Origin of the sequence: Pseudomonas sp. A25(2017) (assembly GCF_002001065.1) — a bacterium.
Classification (GTDB): Bacteria; Pseudomonadota; Gammaproteobacteria; order Pseudomonadales; family Pseudomonadaceae; genus Aquipseudomonas; species Aquipseudomonas kilonensis.
Genome location: NZ_MUOA01000034.1, coordinates 18,657 through 35,415 on the forward strand (window position 1 = coordinate 18,657; position 16,759 = coordinate 35,415).

The 16,759-nt window shown below is 56.4% G+C and carries 14 protein-coding genes and 1 pseudogene; 13 read left to right on the forward strand and 2 right to left on the reverse strand.

From position 1 onward, the window contains the following. Positions 1–73: 73 nt before the first annotated feature. Complete coding sequence (locus B0E42_RS02110) at positions 74–1,129, reverse strand: ornithine cyclodeaminase (protein WP_053179838.1); 1,056 nt, start codon at positions 1,127–1,129, stop codon at positions 74–76. A gap of 50 nt (positions 1,130–1,179) precedes the next feature. Next, complete coding sequence (locus tag B0E42_RS02115; RefSeq protein WP_053179840.1) at positions 1,180–2,214, reverse strand: histone deacetylase family protein; 1,035 nt, start codon at positions 2,212–2,214, stop codon at positions 1,180–1,182. A gap of 119 nt (positions 2,215–2,333) precedes the next feature. Here B0E42_RS02115 and B0E42_RS02120 point away from each other — a divergent pair, with 119 nt between their 5' ends. From B0E42_RS02120 to B0E42_RS02175, 13 genes and pseudogenes are all read left to right on the forward strand, one after another. Next, positions 2,334–2,834, forward strand: a complete 501-nt coding sequence (locus tag B0E42_RS02120) for an Lrp/AsnC family transcriptional regulator (protein ID WP_018603980.1) — start codon at positions 2,334–2,336, stop codon at positions 2,832–2,834. Between the two features lie 70 nt (positions 2,835–2,904). Then, positions 2,905–4,278, forward strand: a complete 1,374-nt coding sequence (locus tag B0E42_RS02125; RefSeq protein ID WP_053179842.1) for a sigma-54-dependent Fis family transcriptional regulator — start codon at positions 2,905–2,907, stop codon at positions 4,276–4,278. Between the two features lie 182 nt (positions 4,279–4,460). Then, the gene (locus B0E42_RS02130) at positions 4,461–5,609 is read left to right on the forward strand and encodes an iron-containing alcohol dehydrogenase (RefSeq protein ID WP_053179844.1); all 1,149 of its coding nucleotides are present in this window, start codon (positions 4,461–4,463) and stop codon (positions 5,607–5,609) included. Between the two features lie 75 nt (positions 5,610–5,684). Continuing rightward, a complete protein-coding gene (locus tag B0E42_RS02135) occupies positions 5,685–7,130 on the forward strand; it encodes a hypothetical protein (RefSeq protein WP_018603973.1) in 1,446 nt (481 codons plus the stop codon). A gap of 157 nt (positions 7,131–7,287) precedes the next feature. Next, a complete protein-coding gene (locus B0E42_RS02140) occupies positions 7,288–8,244 on the forward strand; it encodes a cyclase family protein (protein ID WP_033062519.1) in 957 nt (318 codons plus the stop codon). A 476-nt stretch (positions 8,245–8,720) separates the two neighbouring features. Continuing rightward, positions 8,721–9,635, forward strand: a complete 915-nt coding sequence (locus B0E42_RS02145; protein ID WP_053179846.1) for a LysR family transcriptional regulator — start codon at positions 8,721–8,723, stop codon at positions 9,633–9,635. Between the two features lie 240 nt (positions 9,636–9,875). Then, the gene (locus B0E42_RS02150; RefSeq protein ID WP_139353079.1) at positions 9,876–11,399 is read left to right on the forward strand and encodes an MFS transporter; all 1,524 of its coding nucleotides are present in this window, start codon (positions 9,876–9,878) and stop codon (positions 11,397–11,399) included. 25 nt (positions 11,400–11,424) lie between these two features. Continuing rightward, entirely contained in the window at positions 11,425–12,501 is a 1,077-nt protein-coding gene (locus B0E42_RS02155) for an HlyD family secretion protein (protein WP_053179849.1), read from the forward strand. Then, a complete protein-coding gene (locus B0E42_RS02160; RefSeq protein WP_077505489.1) occupies positions 12,498–13,967 on the forward strand; it encodes an efflux transporter outer membrane subunit in 1,470 nt (489 codons plus the stop codon). Before B0E42_RS02155 ends, B0E42_RS02160 begins: the two co-directional genes overlap by 4 nt. 82 nt (positions 13,968–14,049) lie before the next feature. Continuing rightward, entirely contained in the window at positions 14,050–14,844 is a 795-nt protein-coding gene (locus tag B0E42_RS02165) for an SDR family NAD(P)-dependent oxidoreductase (RefSeq protein WP_018603962.1), read from the forward strand. A 228-nt stretch (positions 14,845–15,072) separates the two neighbouring features. Further along, positions 15,073–15,309 (forward strand): annotated as a pseudogene (locus B0E42_RS02170) (transposase domain-containing protein); the annotation flags it as partial. 41 nt (positions 15,310–15,350) lie between these two features. Continuing rightward, entirely contained in the window at positions 15,351–15,629 is a 279-nt protein-coding gene (locus B0E42_RS31665; protein WP_139213128.1) for an AraC family transcriptional regulator, read from the forward strand. Further along, the gene (locus B0E42_RS02175) at positions 15,553–16,551 is read left to right on the forward strand and encodes a hypothetical protein (RefSeq protein ID WP_018603958.1); all 999 of its coding nucleotides are present in this window, start codon (positions 15,553–15,555) and stop codon (positions 16,549–16,551) included. Before B0E42_RS31665 ends, B0E42_RS02175 begins: the two co-directional genes overlap by 77 nt. Positions 16,552–16,759: the final 208 nt, after the last annotated feature.

Sequence of the window (16,759 nt, forward strand, 5' to 3'; positions counted from 1 at the left end):
CGAGATTTGCCGCGTACCCACAGTGGTGCGTAGCCCCTTGGCACTTTGCTCAGGGGCATCACTGATGGTTTTTTCAACTCACTGTGCGCAGGCGTGAGGGGATGATTGCTGGCTGCTGATCCAGGATCTGGTAGAGGTCTTTTATGTTGGCAGGCCTCGGCACCAAGTGGATGTGCTCACCGATTGCATGCTCCTGCGCCAGGTCTAGCACGTAGCGCAATGACGAAAAGTCTTCGAGGGCAAAGCCCACCGAATCGAACACGGTGACCTGCGCGTCGTTCTCGCGGCCCTTGATTTCACCCTGAACAATCCGGAAAAACTCGACGACGGGAAAGTCGGCTTCCAATTGCTGGATGTCACCTTCAATCCGGGTCTGAGGTTCAAATTCAACGATGACCCGGGCATTGCGCAAGATCTCGGCGTGCAGCTCGGTTTTCCCCGGACAGTCACCCCCTACGGCATTGATATGCATGCCGGGTTCGATCATCTCGGGCGTCAGGATCGTTGCGTAGGCTTTATCTGCGGTGACCGTGGTGACGATGTCTGCGCCCTTGACCGCTTCTTGCACCGAGCCGGCCAGGATCACTTCAAGATCCGGGAACGCGGCCAGGTTGCGCTTCAACTTCAGCGAGGCGTCACGATCGATATCGAATATGCGCAGTTCCTTGATCGATAGCATTTCGTGGAAGGCGAGGGCCTGAAATTCGCTTTGGGCGCCATTGCCGATGATTGCCATGATGCGGGCATCCGGGCGCGCCAAGGACTTCGCGACCAAGGCGGAGGTCGCCGCAGTGCGCACAGCGGTGGTCAGCGTCAGTTCACTGAGCAGGGTTGGATAGCCGCTGTGGACATCGGCCAGGACACCGAAGGCCATGACCGTCAGCAAGTTGCTTTGACCGTTGTCCGGATGGCCATTGACGTATTTGAACGAGTACTGCTGGCCATCGTCGGTCGGCATCAACTCGATCACACCCTTGGCCGAATGATTGGCGGTGCGAGGCGACTTATCAAACTGCGCCCAACGTGAATAATCAGCTTCGATGTAATCCGCCATTTCGCGGATTGCGCGACGGATGCCCACCGTGGCGAACAGGCGTGCGGCATGATCGACGTCTATGAAAAGAGTCATGTTTTTATTCTCCGGTTCAGTAGTAACAACGTTGCGGGGCAGGGGACGGCTCAGCTGCGTTTGCTCTCGAAACCATGCAGCACATTGACCGCATTGATTCCGATTTCATCGACCATATAGCCACCTTCCATCACAAACAGAGTGGGGCAGCCCACACCCGCTATCAGCTCGCCGATGCCGATGAAATCTTCGCTTTCCAGCAGGAAGTGGCTGATAGGGTCGTCCTTGAACGTGTCGACGCCGAGTGAAATAACCAGTACTTCAGGGGCGAATTGCTGGAGTTTCCTGCAGGCGTGGAGCAGGGCATTGCGATAGCTTTCCCAAGTGGTGTTTTTCGGCAACGGGTAGTTGAGGTTGTAACCTTCGCCATGGCCGGCGCCGACTTCGTGACTGAAGCCTGAGTAGTACGGATAAGACACCGCAGGTTCGCCGTGCAGCGACACGAACATGACGTCACTGCGTTCGTAAAAGATGTTCTGGGTGCCGTTGCCATGATGGAAGTCGACGTCCAGTACCGCGACACGTTTCGCGCCTTGAGTGATGGCCTGTTGTGCGGCAATGGCGGCGTTATTGAGATAGCAATAACCCCCCATGTATTCACGCGCTGCGTGATGGCCGGGCGGACGGCACAGGGCGAAGGCACTGTCGTGGCCTTCATCGATCAGTGCCAGGCCGGTGAGGGCGATGTCTGCGCTGGTCTTTACGGCTTGCCATGTGGTCGCGGTAATCGGAGAACCGGCATCCATGGCGAAGAAACCGAGCTTTCCGTCGATGAAAGTCGGTACTTGATCGTTGGACAAATCGCGCACTGGCCATACCAGCGGCAAGGCATCGTGGGTACGGCCGATCGCACACCATTCTGACCATGCGCTTTCAAGGAAGCTGACGTAGCGCTCGCTGTGCGCATTGACGTAACACGACCGGTCAAATACCCGTGGTTCGACGATCTGGCCAAGGCCTACCTGCTTAACTCGATCATGTACCGTATCGGCCCGGCTGGGCTGTTCGAACGACGGCTTGAGCACGCCGTCCTTCAATTCGGTGCCGTGGTGCAAACGGTGGGAATCACTGAAAACTGTAAACATTCTGCGCATCCGTTAATGTGAGCCAGTGCAAATATTCTGTTCTGGACTGGATGCGCTTTCTTTGCTTTATATTCGTGGCTTGCTAGATTTTTCGGGCGTTTTTACTCAGGAATTGCGAAATGCAGAAAAAATCATCCAAACGCATCAGCCTCGACGAGACGGACTTGGCGATACTCACATTGCTGCAAGAGGATGCGAGCATTTCCAACGCCGAGCTCAGTGAACGCCTGTCGTTAAGCCTCACACCTTGCTGGCGCCGGCGTAAGAGAATGGAGGAAGCGGGCGTGATCAAGGGCTATCAGGCCAACCTTGATCGACGCATGCTGGGGCTGGATATCATGGCGTTCGTGCACATCCGTTTTTCCACTCACGCCGATCATGCTCCCGACGCCTTCGAGGCGGTGATTGCGCAACTACCTGAAGTGCTGTCCTGTCACAAGATCACCGGGGATGCCGATTACGTGCTGCAAGTGTTGGCAGAGGATCTTGATAGCTACAGTGATTTTATCGAGCAGGTGCTCAGGCGCCAGGTGGGCATTGCATCCATTCAGTCGAGCCTGGCGTTACGCGAGGTCAAGACCAGTAGCCGTATTGCGATACCCAAATCGAGCAAGGAGTGAGTGGGGTGACGATTTTCTTCTGCACAACTTTTACACTTAACGGCTCCCCACCCTCGAAGGAACGTTCCCGGTGAATGTCAACGACGCCAGTTTCGAAGAACTGCTCAACGCTTTACATGACGGCGTCTACATCACTGATGGCGACGGCAAGACGCTGAAAGTCAATCAAGCCTATGAGCGCCTGAGCGGACTCAGTGGTGGCGATCTCATCGGTCGACCTATGCAGGAGCTGGTGAAGGAGGGCGTTATCTCGCAATCGGCCACGCTGCGGGTATTGCAGGGAGGTCGGCCTGTGTCGGTGATGCAGAGCCTGAGCCAGGGCAAGAAATTGCTCGTCAGCGCCACGCCGATTCTCGACGCTGAAAACCGGATTTCATATGTTGTCAGTACCGTACGCGACATGACAGAACTGCTGCGCATGAAACACGAGCGCGATGAGTTGCAACAGCTTAAGCAACTGCGCAGCAGCACCGCCAAACTTCATGCTGGCCAACGAGACAAACTCCTGAGTTCTCCGCTTATGGCCGATCAGGAGGTTTCCGGCCGTGTCTTCTCGCTGGCCCGGCAGGTAGCCAGCAGTTCGGTGAAGGTTTTGCTCCAGGGCGAAACCGGCGTCGGGAAGACCCTCGTAGCGCAATTCATCCACAACGCCAGTCCGCGTGCCAGCGAGCCATTTCTCGCCCTCAACTGCGGTGCGCTGCCCGAGAATCTGATCGAAGCCGAGTTGTTTGGCTATGCGCCCGGAGCGTTCACAGGTGCAGGTCCTAAAGGCAAGCGTGGCCTGCTGGAGTTGGCGCATCACGGAACATTGTTTCTCGATGAAATTGGTGATTTGCCGCTGCCGGTGCAGGTCAAGTTACTCAAAGTCATCGAAGAAAATCGTTTCATTCCGGTCGGGGGGCTGGAGCTGAAGGAGGTCGATGTACGCATCATCAGCGCCACCCACCGTGACCTCAAAAAGCTGGTGGCAGAAGGTCGTTTTCGGGCTGATCTGTATTACCGGCTCAACGTGGTGCCGATCAACATTCCGGCACTGCGCGAGCGCCGGGAGGAGATTGCTCCGCTGCTGCATTACTACCTGGACAGATTCAATGTCCGTTATGAACGCCAGGTTCAATGGGGGCTCGAAGCCCTCGACCTGATGTGCGACTACGACTGGCCTGGCAACATCCGTGAATTGATCAACATAGTCGAGCGCCTGGTGGTGACCAATCAGACTGGGACTATTGAGGCGCTTGATATGCCTGAGGAGATCCTCAACCTCAATCCACTGAATACCAATGACACCGGCTTGCCGCTGCGCAAGGTATTGGAAAACGCCGAGCGCAATGCGATTCGTGCCGCGCTGCGTGCGCACAAGACCACGCGCCTTGCAGCCAAGGCCTTGGGCGTGAGTCAGGCGACCGTGGTGCAGAAAATGAAACGCTGGGAACATTCTGATTAGGATTCTAATCAGCCCCGATTAAATCGATCAGAAAACTAATCGGGACTGACCGGTAAAAAACCTCCTTCTTTCGTGTGAATCGCGTAAAGGCCCACGCCACGGGGCTTTGCGGGTATTGGCACGTCTTTCGCTAACTCGTATGGCACGTCTTCCAATAAAACAACATCAACTGGACGAGCCCGATGAACATCTCTGCTTTCAAAATCGCGAACAAATTGATCACTGGACAAGGCGCTATCGAGCAGCTTTCAGCTGAACTGACTCGCCTGGATGTCCAAAACCCGCTGATCGTCACCGACGTCATTCTGTTGAAGTCCGGCACTGTTGATCTGGCGCTGGCGCAAATGGGCGGTCGCCGTTACGGCATTTTCGATCAGGTCAAACCTGAGCCGGAAATTGCCATCGTCGAGGACTGTACCCGCGCCTATCGCGAGGGCAGCCACGACGGCTTGATTGCTGTGGGCGGTGGTAGTGCTATCGATATCGCCAAGGGCGTCGCGGCGTATGCCGGTCATGGAGGTCCGCTGACCGAACTGTTTGGTGTCGACCTGGTGAAACGTAAAGGCCCTGCGTTGATTGCTATCCCAACGACCGCTGGCACGGGTTCGGAGGTTACCAACGTAGCGATTTTTTCTGACAAGCAAGCGCAGTTGAAGAAAGGCATTGTCAGTGACTACCTACTACCCGACGTGGCGCTGGTTTGTCCGACCATGACACTGACCTGCCCACGCAGTGTGACGGCAGCCAGTGGTGTCGACGCGCTGGTGCATGCGGTCGAGTCCTATCTTTCGCTCAACGCCTCGCTAATCACGGATGCCATCGCGTTGGGCGCTATCAAACTGATTGCCAAGGCGCTGCCGAAGGCTTATGCCAATCCATCCAACCTGCAAGCTCGGGAGGACATGGCCACTGGCAGCCTGATGGCCGGCATGGCATTTGGCAACGCAGGGGTAGGCGCAGTGCATGCGCTCGCATACCCCTTGGGCGGGCGTTTCAATATTGCCCACGGTGTCAGCAACGCCTTGCTGCTGCCGTACGTGATGGAATGGAACAAGACCGCCTGTGTCGAGCGTTTCCGTGATATCGCCGAAGCCATGGGCGTGCGTGTCGCGCACCTGAGCGACAAGGATGCCGCGGATCAGGCTGTCAAAGCCATGGCAGATCTATGCGCCACTGTGGATATTCCATCCGGTATGCGCAGTTTCAACGTGCCTGAAGATGCCATCCCGGCAATGGCCGAGGAGGCCAGCCAGATCGACCGCTTGATGCGCAACAACCCGCGCAAGCTGACAGCCGCTGATGTCGAGAAAATCTATCGCGCCGCCTATTGATCCCGATAAGCCACGACTCCCGTCCTGCGGGTCCGTGCGCCCGCCATTACAAGACCAATAAAACAGGTGAACTCAATGTCCGACACTACTGTGCAGCGGAGCGAAAGCCCGTACATCCCGCTGGGTCCTTTCAAAGTTCGGTTGCCGTTTATTCACTACAAGATAGAAATCCCGGACTACCTCCAAGGCTTGCTGATGTGTGCCGTGGATCTGGCCGCCATTCCGCTGATGACCGAATTGCTCGGCATGCCATTTGAGGTCGCGCTTGCCGTCGTGATGCTCAACGGCTTGCTTTACCTCGCGCACCATTTGCTCGGTGACCCGACCGTGCCTGGCTGGATCACCCCGGCGGTGCCGCTGTTGATGGCTTACTGCGCTCAGTTCCCAATGGGCCCGGAGCGTGTCCATGCCCTGATTGCTTTCCAATTGATGCTGGGGATCTTTTCAATTGCCCTGGGGGCGACTGGAATGGCGAAGAAGGTGGTGGAATATGTGCCCTCGGCGATCAAATCCGGGATTATCGTCGGTGCCGGCTTGAGTGCGGTGATCGCGGTGTTCCAGGTTGGCGGCAAATTCAATGTGCTGCCCTGGACCATTTCCATTGCGGTCGGCATTGCCTTCTATTTGATCTTCTCCCAGCACTTCAACGAGCTCAAGCAGCGCAACCGCTTCTGGTGGAACTTCGCCAAGCTCGGCATTTTGCCGATCATTCTTTTGGCAGTGGTGATTGCACCGTTGTTTGGTGAAGCGTCGTGGCCAACTATTCAGTGGGGCATCAGCAAACCGGATTTTTCCGGTCTGTGGAGCAACTACACCGTGTTCGGTCTGGGCATGCCGCCGCTCTCCATGTTCATCTCCGCTCTGCCGACCATGTTGGCGGCGTACATCATTGTTTTCGGCGATGTGCTCAGTGCGAAATCGCTCCTCGATGAAGCTGAAACCGTGCGCACGGATGAAGTCGTCGACTACAACGCCGATCGTGCTCACCTGATCTTCGGCGCGCGAAACGCATTCATGAGCATCTTTGGCCCGGATGTCGCCATGTGCGGCCCAAAATGGGCGGCGATGCTGGTGGTGGTGATCGAACGTTTCAAAGGTGGGCCGAAGGCGATGAAATCGATCATCGGCGGTGTCGGGTCGTTCCGTTGGGGGACCAACACCGGTCTGCTGTTGTTGCCCGTAGTGACTCTGGTGCAGCCGATTCTCGGTGTTGCTCTGTCGCTGACCTTGCTGATCCAGGGTTATGTGAGTGTGCGTCTGGGCATCCTTGAAGCGCGTAGCCAGCGCGACCTGGGTATCGCCGGCGTGATCGGCGCGGTACTGGCAATCAAAGGTGCTAGCTGGGCATTCGGAATTGGCGTTGTGTTGTGCTTGCTGATCTACGGCAAAAACTTCTTCAAGGGCGAGGTGGATGGGACATTTGCCAAGGACTTGAAGATAACGCCTACCAAACCAGCCAAAGCTGCTGGGGCGGCCACGGCTATTAATAAGCAGGGAGTAGAAGAGGTTATGGCTGATTGATCGGTCTAATCGCTCAATAGCGTGATTGCCCGTCTAAAGACGCTTGGTCATTGAGCGCGCCATTTTATTCGATATTTTGTATGTCCTGACTGATACGGATACAAGGCACATTTGTTGTGCGCCTTAATCACCACTGCAACTAAGAAAAGGAAAAATCATGAATACTGCAGTTCCTACAATGGAAGATTTATTGAAGAATACTCCTTCTAACTGGGGCAGATGGGGAGCGGAAGACGAAGTAGGCTCTCTGAATTACCTGACGGCGCAAGAAGTCATGCGTGGGGTTGCACACATTAAGACGGGAAGCGTATTTACCTTACAACGAATGATCGGTAATCCTGCAGGCGACCCAGTTTGGCCAGGCCGTACCCCAGCAGAACGTACGATGGTTCTCGATGAATCAAGTTGGGACAATGATCATGGTCCTTGTTATCCCGGGGGCCTGCACTACGCGGATGACAAGATCGACGCGTTCCTGCAAGGGTCCACGCAATATGATGCGCTTGGCCACCTCTGGTACGGCGGAAAAATATGGAACGGGTACGATGCGCGAACAACTGTGGGCGGCCTCGACAAGGCCAGTGTTGCACCTATCGGCGAACGAGGAGTAGTCGGGCGTGGAGTGTTACTGGATATGGCTCGGCATCGTGGTAAGCGCATGCTGGATAAAGGTGAGACATTCACTCATATAGATCTTGAGGCATGCGCAGAGGCTCAGGGCCATACCATCGAGCCGCACGACATTCTGATTATCAGGACTAATTTTCTTCAAGCGTTCTATGAACAGGGCGAGGCGTTTTATGACGGTTTCTGCGAACCAGGCCTTACGTATTCGGAGGAGCTTGTTGAATGGTTCCATAATAAGGAAATTCCAAATCTTGTCACCGACACCATCGCCAATGAAGTAACGACAGACCCAGTATCAGGAGTGGCGCTGCCTTTGCACTGTGCTTTGATGCGTAATCTCGGTATCGCCTTTACAGAGATTTGCGATTTGGAGAAGCTGGCTGAAAGTTGCGCCAAAGATAGGCAGTATACTTTTCTTTATGTGGCCGCACCGCTTAAAGTGCATCGCGCTACCGGATCACCGGTTAACCCAGTAGTAATCAAATAGTCATTTATGCAGGGGCAGGTTTACTCCTGCCTCAGCATAAATTAAGCACACTGCTTTAAGCCGTTTGCATCAAAGGATGCTCAGCGTAGGCGGGGAGGAGGGTAACTCCGACGAGGCACAACAATGGTTGTTGAGAGTGGCTGTTGCCTTTACGCCAAGCATTAGCCACTGGCGAAATAAACGGCTCATGGGGGCATGAAACCAAGCTGATTTCCCCGCAGTTCGGCCGCCCTTACGTCAAGGGCAACCAGCTTGGTTTCCTCTTGAAGTTCGGGGTCAGGCTACCACCTCTATCCGGCGAGCATTGTCGCCTAAGGAAACTCTGAAAAAGACTTCCATCTCTGGTGAAATACCCATTTCTACCGTTCGATTCGTGTCAGCTGGGTATACGGCGCAGGCTTCGCGCCCATTGGGGTTTGCTCAGAAACTGCTAGGATTGCGCCAGGATCAATTGATTTTCACAAGGAGTGTTTGTTGTGCATCTTCCAGATATGAATCTGCTGGTGGCCCTGGATGCGCTGCTGGACGAGGGCAGTGTGGTCGGTGCCGCCCGGCGCATGAGCTTGAGTCCCGCGGCCATGAGCCGGACCTTGACCCGGATACGTAGCGCAGTCGGTGACCCGATTCTGGTGCGCGCCGGGCGTGGCCTGGTGCCGACACCCAAGGCGCTGGCATTACGGGTTCAGGTGCGCAGCTTGGTCGAGCAAGCGGCGCAGGTGTTCCTTTCGGGTGACGAGGTCGATCTCACGACGCTGGAACGCTGCTACAACTTGCGGGCGAATGACGTATTTGTCGCGGCCTTTGGTGCGCAGTTGCTGGAAATCATGCGCAAAAAGGCCCCACGTACCGTGTTGCGCTTCGTGCCGGAAGGCGAGGGTGAGGATGACGCGTTGCGCGAAGGGCGGATCGATCTTTATATCAGTGCGACGCGCAATCTTGGGCCGGAAATCAAAGTCCAGAGCCTGTTCACCACGACCTTTGTCGGCCTGGCCCGGGTGGATCACCCAATCTTTCAGGAAGAAATCACGCCCAAACGTTTCGCCTCCTATGCGCAGGTCAGCGTGTCGCGACGCGGGCGTGCAACCGGGCCGATCGATACTGCTTTGGCCGGGATGGGCTTGCAGCGGCGTGTCGCGTTGATCACCCCTAGCTTTCACTCGGCGATGTTCGCCTTGCCCGATTCCGACCTGTTGCTGCCGCTGCCGGAGCATGTGTTGTGGAGCGTCTCGCGGCTGGGGTTGCCGTTGCGTTCGTTCCGTATTCCTATGGCGCTGGAGACGGTGGTGGTCATGCAGGCCTGGCATCCACGCTTTGATAACGACTCGGCCCATCGCTGGCTGCGCCAGACGCTGAAAGAGAGCTGCGCCCAGTACTCCTCGCCACGGGTTTGAAGCAGCTAAGCAGCTGCCGAAGGGCAATTTGGAGCTGGATAATTTCTGTGCATTGATACGTGCGTTGGGTGCAGCTTAAAGCTTCCCATATGTCAGTTTTCGGAACTATTGCGTCTTCATAAACTATCCAGGTAAATCCTTTACTTGGAGTCATGACGCAATGTGCCTTGTGTTGTTTTCTATCTTTCGGGGCGCTGGCCGACGGGTGACCCCGTGAGTTCGCTTGCAGCCTCTACTGTTATGGCCCCGGCGCCGGAGGTGGCGAAACCCGCACCGGCGGCCGCTGCGCCAGTGTTTGGCCTGCGTATTGTGATCGGGCTGGTCGGGGTGCTGATTGCCGTATTGGTGGCCGGTCTCAACGAGATGGTCGCCAAAGTGGCCATGCCTGACATTCGTGGCGCGCTGTATATCGGCGCGGATGAAGGTACCTGGTTGATCGCTACTTACGCTGCCACCTCAGTCTCGGCCATGGCGTTTGCGCCCTGGTGTTCAGTCACCTTCTCCCTGCGTCGCTTCACGCTCAGCGCGATCGGTGCGTTTACCGTGCTTGGGATTCTCTGCCCGTTCGCTCCGAACCTCGAAAGCCTGATGGTGTTACGAACTTTGCAGGGGCTGGCAGGGGGCAGTCTGCCGCCGATGCTGATGACCGTCGCGCTGCGTTTCCTCCCGCCCGGCGTCAAGCTTTACGGGCTGGCAAGTTACGCGTTGACTGCCACCTTCGGCCCGAGCCTGGGGACTCCGTTAGCCGCGTTGTGGACCGAATACGTCGGTTGGCAATGGGCGTTCTGGCAGATTGTCCCACCCTGCTTGTTGGCGATGGTCGCGGTTGCATATGGCTTGCCGCAGGACCCTATGCGCTTTGAGCGTTTCAAACAGTTTGACTGGCGTGGTCTGTTGCTCGGTTTCCCGGCGATTTGTGCGCTGGTGATTGGTCTGTCCCAGGGCAATCGTCTGGACTGGTTCGAGTCCACGCTGATTTGCTGGCTGCTTGGTGGCGGTATGGTGCTGTTGGTGTTGTTCTTCATTAATGAATGGTCGCACCCGCTACCGTTCTTCAAATTGCAGATGCTGACCAACCTGAACCTGTCGCACGCGTTGCTAACCCTCGGCGGGGTACTGATCGTATTGCTGGCGGTGATCATCATCCCTTCCAGCTACTTGGCTCAGGTGCAGGGTTATCGCCCGGTACAAACTGCGCCCGTATTGCTGATGGTGGCCTTGCCGCAGTTGCTGGCGTTACCGCTGGTGGCGGCCTTGTGCAACATCCGTCGGGTCGACTGCCGATGGGTTCTGGCTATCGGTCTTGGATTGCTGGCGCTGGCCTGTGCTGGCGGCACGCAAATCACTTCCGAGTGGATTCGTGACAACTTCTACATCTTGCAGCTGTTCCAGGTGTTTGGTCAGCCGATGGCGGTGATCCCGTTGCTGATGCTCGCTACCGGTGGCCTGGCGCCGCAAGACGGCCCGTTCGCTTCCGCCTGGTTCAACACCGTCAAAGGTTTTTCGGCAGTCCTTGCTACCGGCGTGCTGGATGTGCTGACCACGGCGCGGCTGCATTTCCACTCAACCATGCTGGTCGATCGCCTGGGCAACTCGCCTCTGGCAGACAGCGACGCTGAAGGGCTTGCCTATCGCATCCACGAACAGGCGGTCGTACTGACATCTTCGGACTTGTACTACTGCATGGCGTTGCTGGCACTGGCCTTGATTCTGTTGATCCCGTTGATGCCTTCCCGGATTTATCCACCTCGTGCGCTGGCATAGAGCTCCATTCAGAGAGAAAGTCGTTATGACTACGAGTAAAAACCAGAAAATTGCTTTGTACACGGTTGCCTTGGTTGCTCTTGGCGGGGTCATCTACCTGGCAGCGCCGCGCCTGTTTGGTTCCGGCTCGCTGCAAACCACTAACGATGCGTTTATCACGGCGGACTACACGTTGGTGGCGCCGAAGGTTTCGGGCTTTATTAGTCAGGTGCTGGTGGAGGACAACCAGCCGGTGAAGGCCGGTCAATTGCTGGCGGTAATCGATGATCGTGACTATCAGGCGGCGCTCCAGGCGGCCGAGGCACAGTCACTGGTTTCGCAGGCGCAGTTTCAAAACGCGCAAGCCACGCTGGAACGCCAGTCATCATTGATCGCTCAGGCGCAGGCCATGGTGGCTGCCGACAAAGCTGAGCAAGCATTCGCGGAGCACGAACTGACGCGCTACAACCATCTCGCAGGCCAGGGCGCCGGCACCGTGCAAAATGCTCAGCAGGCCCGCAGCCGGGTAGATCAAGCCAGCGCCCGCCTGGCCAACTCGACCGCGGCCTTGGCCGCTTCGCGCAAGCAGGTGGATATCCTCAAGGCCCAGCTCGACAGTGCCGACGGAGGCCATAAACATGCGTTGGCATCTTTGGAGCGGGCCCGTTTTGATCTGTCTTACACTCGTCTTGTGGCACCGATAGATGGTGTAGTCGGTGAACGTGCGGCGCGTGTCGGGGCCTATGTCAATCCCGGCGCGAAGATCATGGCGATTGTTCCTCTGGATCGGGCCTATGTGGTTGGCAACTTCCAGGAAACCCAGTTGACGCATGTGCAGCCAGGACAGCCCGTGAAGATCCGCGTCGACACCTTCAGTGGCGAGAGCCTCACCGGTCGGGTCGATAGTATTGCGCCGGCGACCGGGGTGACCTTTGCTTCGGTCAGACCGGACAATGCGACGGGCAACTTCACCAAAGTCGTGCAGCGGATACCGGTGAAGATTGCGCTGGATGCCGATCAACCGTTGGCGAACCGCCTGCGTGTGGGCATGTCGGTGGAAGCCAGTATCGAGACGCAGGACCCGCAGGGCAACGACGCACGTAAAGAGGTCACCCTTCGATGAGTCGGACTTTCCCTGTTCAGCCATTATTGTTGTCGAGCGTGTTGATGCTCTCGGCTTGCAGCGTTGGTCCGGACTTTCAGAAGCCTCAGGGGCCAGGCAACGCAAAGTGGTCCGTGCTGCAAGGCCAGGCTGCCGCCAGTCGCCCAGAGCCTTGGCCGGTGGAAGAACGCTGGTGGGACCTCTTTCACGACACGCAGTTGTCTGCCCTGGTTCGCCGTGTTGTCACCAGCAGCCTCGATATAAAAATCGCCAGTGCTCGTCTGCAGCAGAGTCGAGCGGCGCGCCAGACCATCGCCGGCGATCAATATCCGAGCCTTGATGCCGGTATCGGCTATGAGCGGGCACGCAATAGCAGCAAGGGCCTGAGCGATCCTTCGGACAAGGGCGTCAAGTCTGCCTTCAATCTTTGGGAGGGCGATTTCACCGCTGCCTGGGAGCTAGACTTGTGGGGTCGGGTCCAGCGCGAAGTGGAAGCGGCCGATGCATCGGTCGAGGTGGCTGAGAACGACCGGCGCATGGTCCTGCTGTCGATTCTTGCCGAGACCGCTCGCGATTACATTCAGCTGCGCGGCGTGCAGAGCACTCTAGCGGTCACTCGCGAGAACCTTGATGTTTCCCGGCACAGCCTAAAGCTGTCGCAGATGCGTTTGGCGGATGGCATCGCGACCAATCTGGATGTGGCTGAAGCCGCTGCGCAGGTCGCCGCCGTCGAAGCTCGCTTACCGTCGCTCGAACAGCGTCAGGCACAGTTGATCAATGCTTTGAGCCTGCTGTTGGCCGAGCCACCAAGAGCCTTGCAGGCCGAACTGGAACAACCGGCGCAAGTACCGCAAACCCCACAACACTTCGCAATTGGCTTGCCGTCGGAGCTGGCCGAGCGGCGTCCGGATATTCGTCAGGCCGAAGCCCGTCTGCATGCCGCGACGGCTGGGATCGGAGTGGCCAAGGGTGATTTCTATCCGCGCATTCGTCTGTCCGGCAACGTTGGTTTCCAGTCGATGCAGCTATCGGATTTCGGATCCTGGGGCTCGCGCCAATTTGCTATCGGCCCACAGTTGAGCTTGCCGATTTTCGAGGGTGGACGTTTGCGTGGGATGGTCAAGTTACGCGAGGCGCAGCAACAGGAAGCGGCGCTCGATTACCAACAGGTGGTGCTGCGGGCCTGGCATGAAATTGATGATGTGCTGAGCGTGTACAACGCCAGCCAACTGCGACGTGACCGACTGGCCGAAGCGGTGCGGCAGAACCGGATTGCGCTGGAAACTGCGCAAAGCCAGTACGTCGAAGGGGCGGTGGATTTTCTCAACGTGCTGACGGTTCAGAGCGCCTTGTTGGCGAATCAGGAACAACTGGTGGAAAGCTCGACCACGGTCTCGTTGGCCATGGTTGGGCTATATAAATCACTAGGTGGCGGCTGGCAGTCGATTTATCCGCTGGCAACGGCTGATGCCGGTACCACTGATTGAGGCGCCAGGCTTTTCGAATCAATTACGGCGGACCTTGAGTCCGCCTTTTGTGTCGTTACATCATCCATCGGAGAAAGTAAGCATGAACATATCGTTGCATGGAAAGCGCGCGATCGTCAGTGGTTCCACGGCCGGTATTGGTCTGGCTATTGCTTTCGGTCTGGCCGAGGCGGGTGCTGAAGTGGTCATCAACGGGCGCAGCGAGGAGAGGGTGGGCAAGGCTATCGAGCACATCCTGAGGCGACTGCCGGGTGCTCGGCTGATCGGTCTTGCAGCCGATCTGGGAACAGTGGAAGGCGCGCAGGAACTGTTCTCCAAAGTCTTGAATGCCGACATCCTGGTGAACAACCTGGGGATCTTCGAACCCAAGGGTTTCTTTGATATTACCGATGCCGACTGGCAGCGTTTTTTCGACGTCAACGTGATGAGCGCAGTGCGTCTGTCACGTCACTATGCGCCGGCCATGGCTGAACGTGGCTGGGGTCGGGTGTTGTTCCTGTCCAGTGAATCGGCGTTGCAGATTCCGGCTGAAATGGTCCATTACGGCACCACCAAGACCGCGCTGCTGGCAATCTCTCGTGGTCTGGCGGAAACGCTGGCCGGCACCGGTGTGACGGTCAACGCGGTACTGCCGGGGCCAACGCGTTCTGAAGGTGTCGGCGGTTTCTTCGCGCAGATGGCCGAAGAACAAGGCGTGCCGTCTGAGCAGCTGGAGAAGAGCTTCATCGCGCAACATCGCGCAAGCTCGCTGATCAAGCGTTTGGCGACGACCGAAGAAGTGGCGAATCTGGTGGTCTATCTGGCGTCGCTTCAAGCCAGCGCAACCACCGGTGCGGCGATGCGTGTCGATGGTGGCGTGGTTCGCTCCATCGCCTGATGCAGAGGGTGACCGTTGAAGGTCGCTGGAGGCAAGAGGGCATGGGCGGTGACCAGAGGCTGATGGATGCTGGTTTTCAAAAACCATGCTTTGGGATCTGGTTGGAATTGGGTAGAACCTGGCAGGCTCAGAATCGAGCAGTGTGGTTTGTCCCCGAGCTGGTTGCTCATGGCACCTCCTAACAGCCTCAATTGTGAGGCCCGGAGGTCTCAAGGGAAGCGGGGCCTGAATAACGCAGTCGAAAATACAAATACGATCAGGCCGTGGGCGCTTGGGCGTTCTAACTGGCTCTTCGCTGGATCACTGCGCAGTGGTAAACGGGCGGCGACCATGATCCTGAACCAGTCGGCACGCATGAACGGGCATGATCCGTACGCATACCTCAAGGATGTACTGACGCGGTTGCCGACGCAGAAGGCCAGTGAGATCGAACTGTTGCAGCCGCATCAGTGGATGCCGTGCTGACCTGCGTCCGTACGCTTACCAACAAAGGCCGCGCTAGGCTCATGAAAGCGAAGGATTTGCTGAGGGAAGGGGAGCTCAGCATCGAGAACATTGTCGAGGGGCTTGGGTTCAGTAATAGTGCTAGCCTGCGCTGTGCTTTTAGACGTTGGTTGGGGCATTCGCCGAAGACTCAGGAGTTAGTGGCACATACATGGATCGACCAAGACGCATCACACTGGTTCCGTAGGGACATAGGAAGTAAGCATGACGCTGATAATTACAGTTGCATCACCACTGTTTGTTATCCAAGCTGGGGATCGTCTTTTAACGACTCAGGCTGATGGTAAGACTCAACAATTTGATGATAAGTCAAATAAGAATCTGATTTATGAAGCCAGTGATGGCATTTTAACGATTAGCTATTGTGGCGCTGCATTTATGCGGGGTAAGCCAACAGATGAGTGGATCGCAGAGCAGCTCGATACTCGTATAAGAATCCCAACGGACGGGTCTGATCCTTGGGCTATGCAACTGGGCGGCTTAGGTGAGCAAAAGCAACTTCACTTTGATGGAGTCATAAAACGGATCAAGGAGAAGTTGACTAGAATTTCTCAAGGCGAATTGTTGAGCTCAGGGTTGACGATTGTGATTGCCGGGTGGAAGCGCAAACGCGATAAGTGGAAGCGGGTGCTGATTGAAATTAGCCGGAGTCGTAGTTCTTTGAAACTCTCTAATCCTGTCGGTTTCAAAGAACGCCCTGGCATAAAGGGAAATTGCGGTATCGACATGGTTGGTTCTGGTTGCCGCCCTGAAACCGAAGCTTTTTTTGACGCCGAGTGGAAAGCAATCCACGAAAGACAAGGGCTTCCTGATCTCAGTGCTTATGAACAATATGTATCGGACGTAAGAGATGCAATGGTGGCCACTATTAAGTTTGCCTCTACTATTGAGAAAACAGTGGGGGCTAACGTACATACGGCAACCATATACGGGCCTGAATACCAGTCTCATATGTGCTGTGAAACTCATTTTTTCAGCGATATGCCCCATCCAGCAGTGATCGAAACCCCAACAAGAATTGTGTCTGTGGCTGATGCTGGTGTTACGGGATGGGTGCTGTTTCCCGATATAGTCAAAGCTCCGGCATATCTGGTTGGTACAGAGCATACTCAGGGGCGCTTTACCATATTGCGTTCTAACGGTTCACCTTCTCAGGCTGGTGTTCACCATTTTCAACAGACCGTTCCGAGGCGTAGGGCGTGAGGGGCCTGTATGACCGAGCACCTATTTGAACCCTCGACGTCGGCCAGAAGCGGACTTCTAAAATTTCAGCCAAAAAGACATGCGCTCAGGGAATGAATGCTGGAGGGCTGAAATTTGCTGAGTATGAGGCGAGAGGGCTCGCCAGATAGAGGTGTCTGATGACCAAACCTTCCGGCATACGTGCAGCCCTCGGACGCGAAATCACTTA

Coding starts and splice junctions, on each gene's coding strand:
- B0E42_RS02110 (WP_053179838.1), bottom strand. CDS start 1,129: ATGACTCTTTTCATAGACGTCGATCATGCCGCACGCCTGTTCGCCACG.
- B0E42_RS02115 (WP_053179840.1), bottom strand. CDS start 2,214: ATGTTTACAGTTTTCAGTGATTCCCACCGTTTGCACCACGGCACCGAA.
- B0E42_RS02120 (WP_018603980.1), top strand. CDS start 2,334: ATGCAGAAAAAATCATCCAAACGCATCAGCCTCGACGAGACGGACTTG.
- B0E42_RS02130 (WP_053179844.1), top strand. CDS start 4,461: ATGAACATCTCTGCTTTCAAAATCGCGAACAAATTGATCACTGGACAA.
- B0E42_RS02135 (WP_018603973.1), top strand. CDS start 5,685: ATGTCCGACACTACTGTGCAGCGGAGCGAAAGCCCGTACATCCCGCTG.
- B0E42_RS02140 (WP_033062519.1), top strand. CDS start 7,288: ATGAATACTGCAGTTCCTACAATGGAAGATTTATTGAAGAATACTCCT.
- B0E42_RS02150 (WP_139353079.1), top strand. CDS start 9,876: ATGGCCCCGGCGCCGGAGGTGGCGAAACCCGCACCGGCGGCCGCTGCG.
- B0E42_RS02155 (WP_053179849.1), top strand. CDS start 11,425: ATGACTACGAGTAAAAACCAGAAAATTGCTTTGTACACGGTTGCCTTG.
- B0E42_RS02160 (WP_077505489.1), top strand. CDS start 12,498: ATGAGTCGGACTTTCCCTGTTCAGCCATTATTGTTGTCGAGCGTGTTG.
- B0E42_RS02165 (WP_018603962.1), top strand. CDS start 14,050: ATGAACATATCGTTGCATGGAAAGCGCGCGATCGTCAGTGGTTCCACG.
- B0E42_RS31665 (WP_139213128.1), top strand. CDS start 15,351: ATGAAAGCGAAGGATTTGCTGAGGGAAGGGGAGCTCAGCATCGAGAAC.
- B0E42_RS02175 (WP_018603958.1), top strand. CDS start 15,553: ATGACGCTGATAATTACAGTTGCATCACCACTGTTTGTTATCCAAGCT.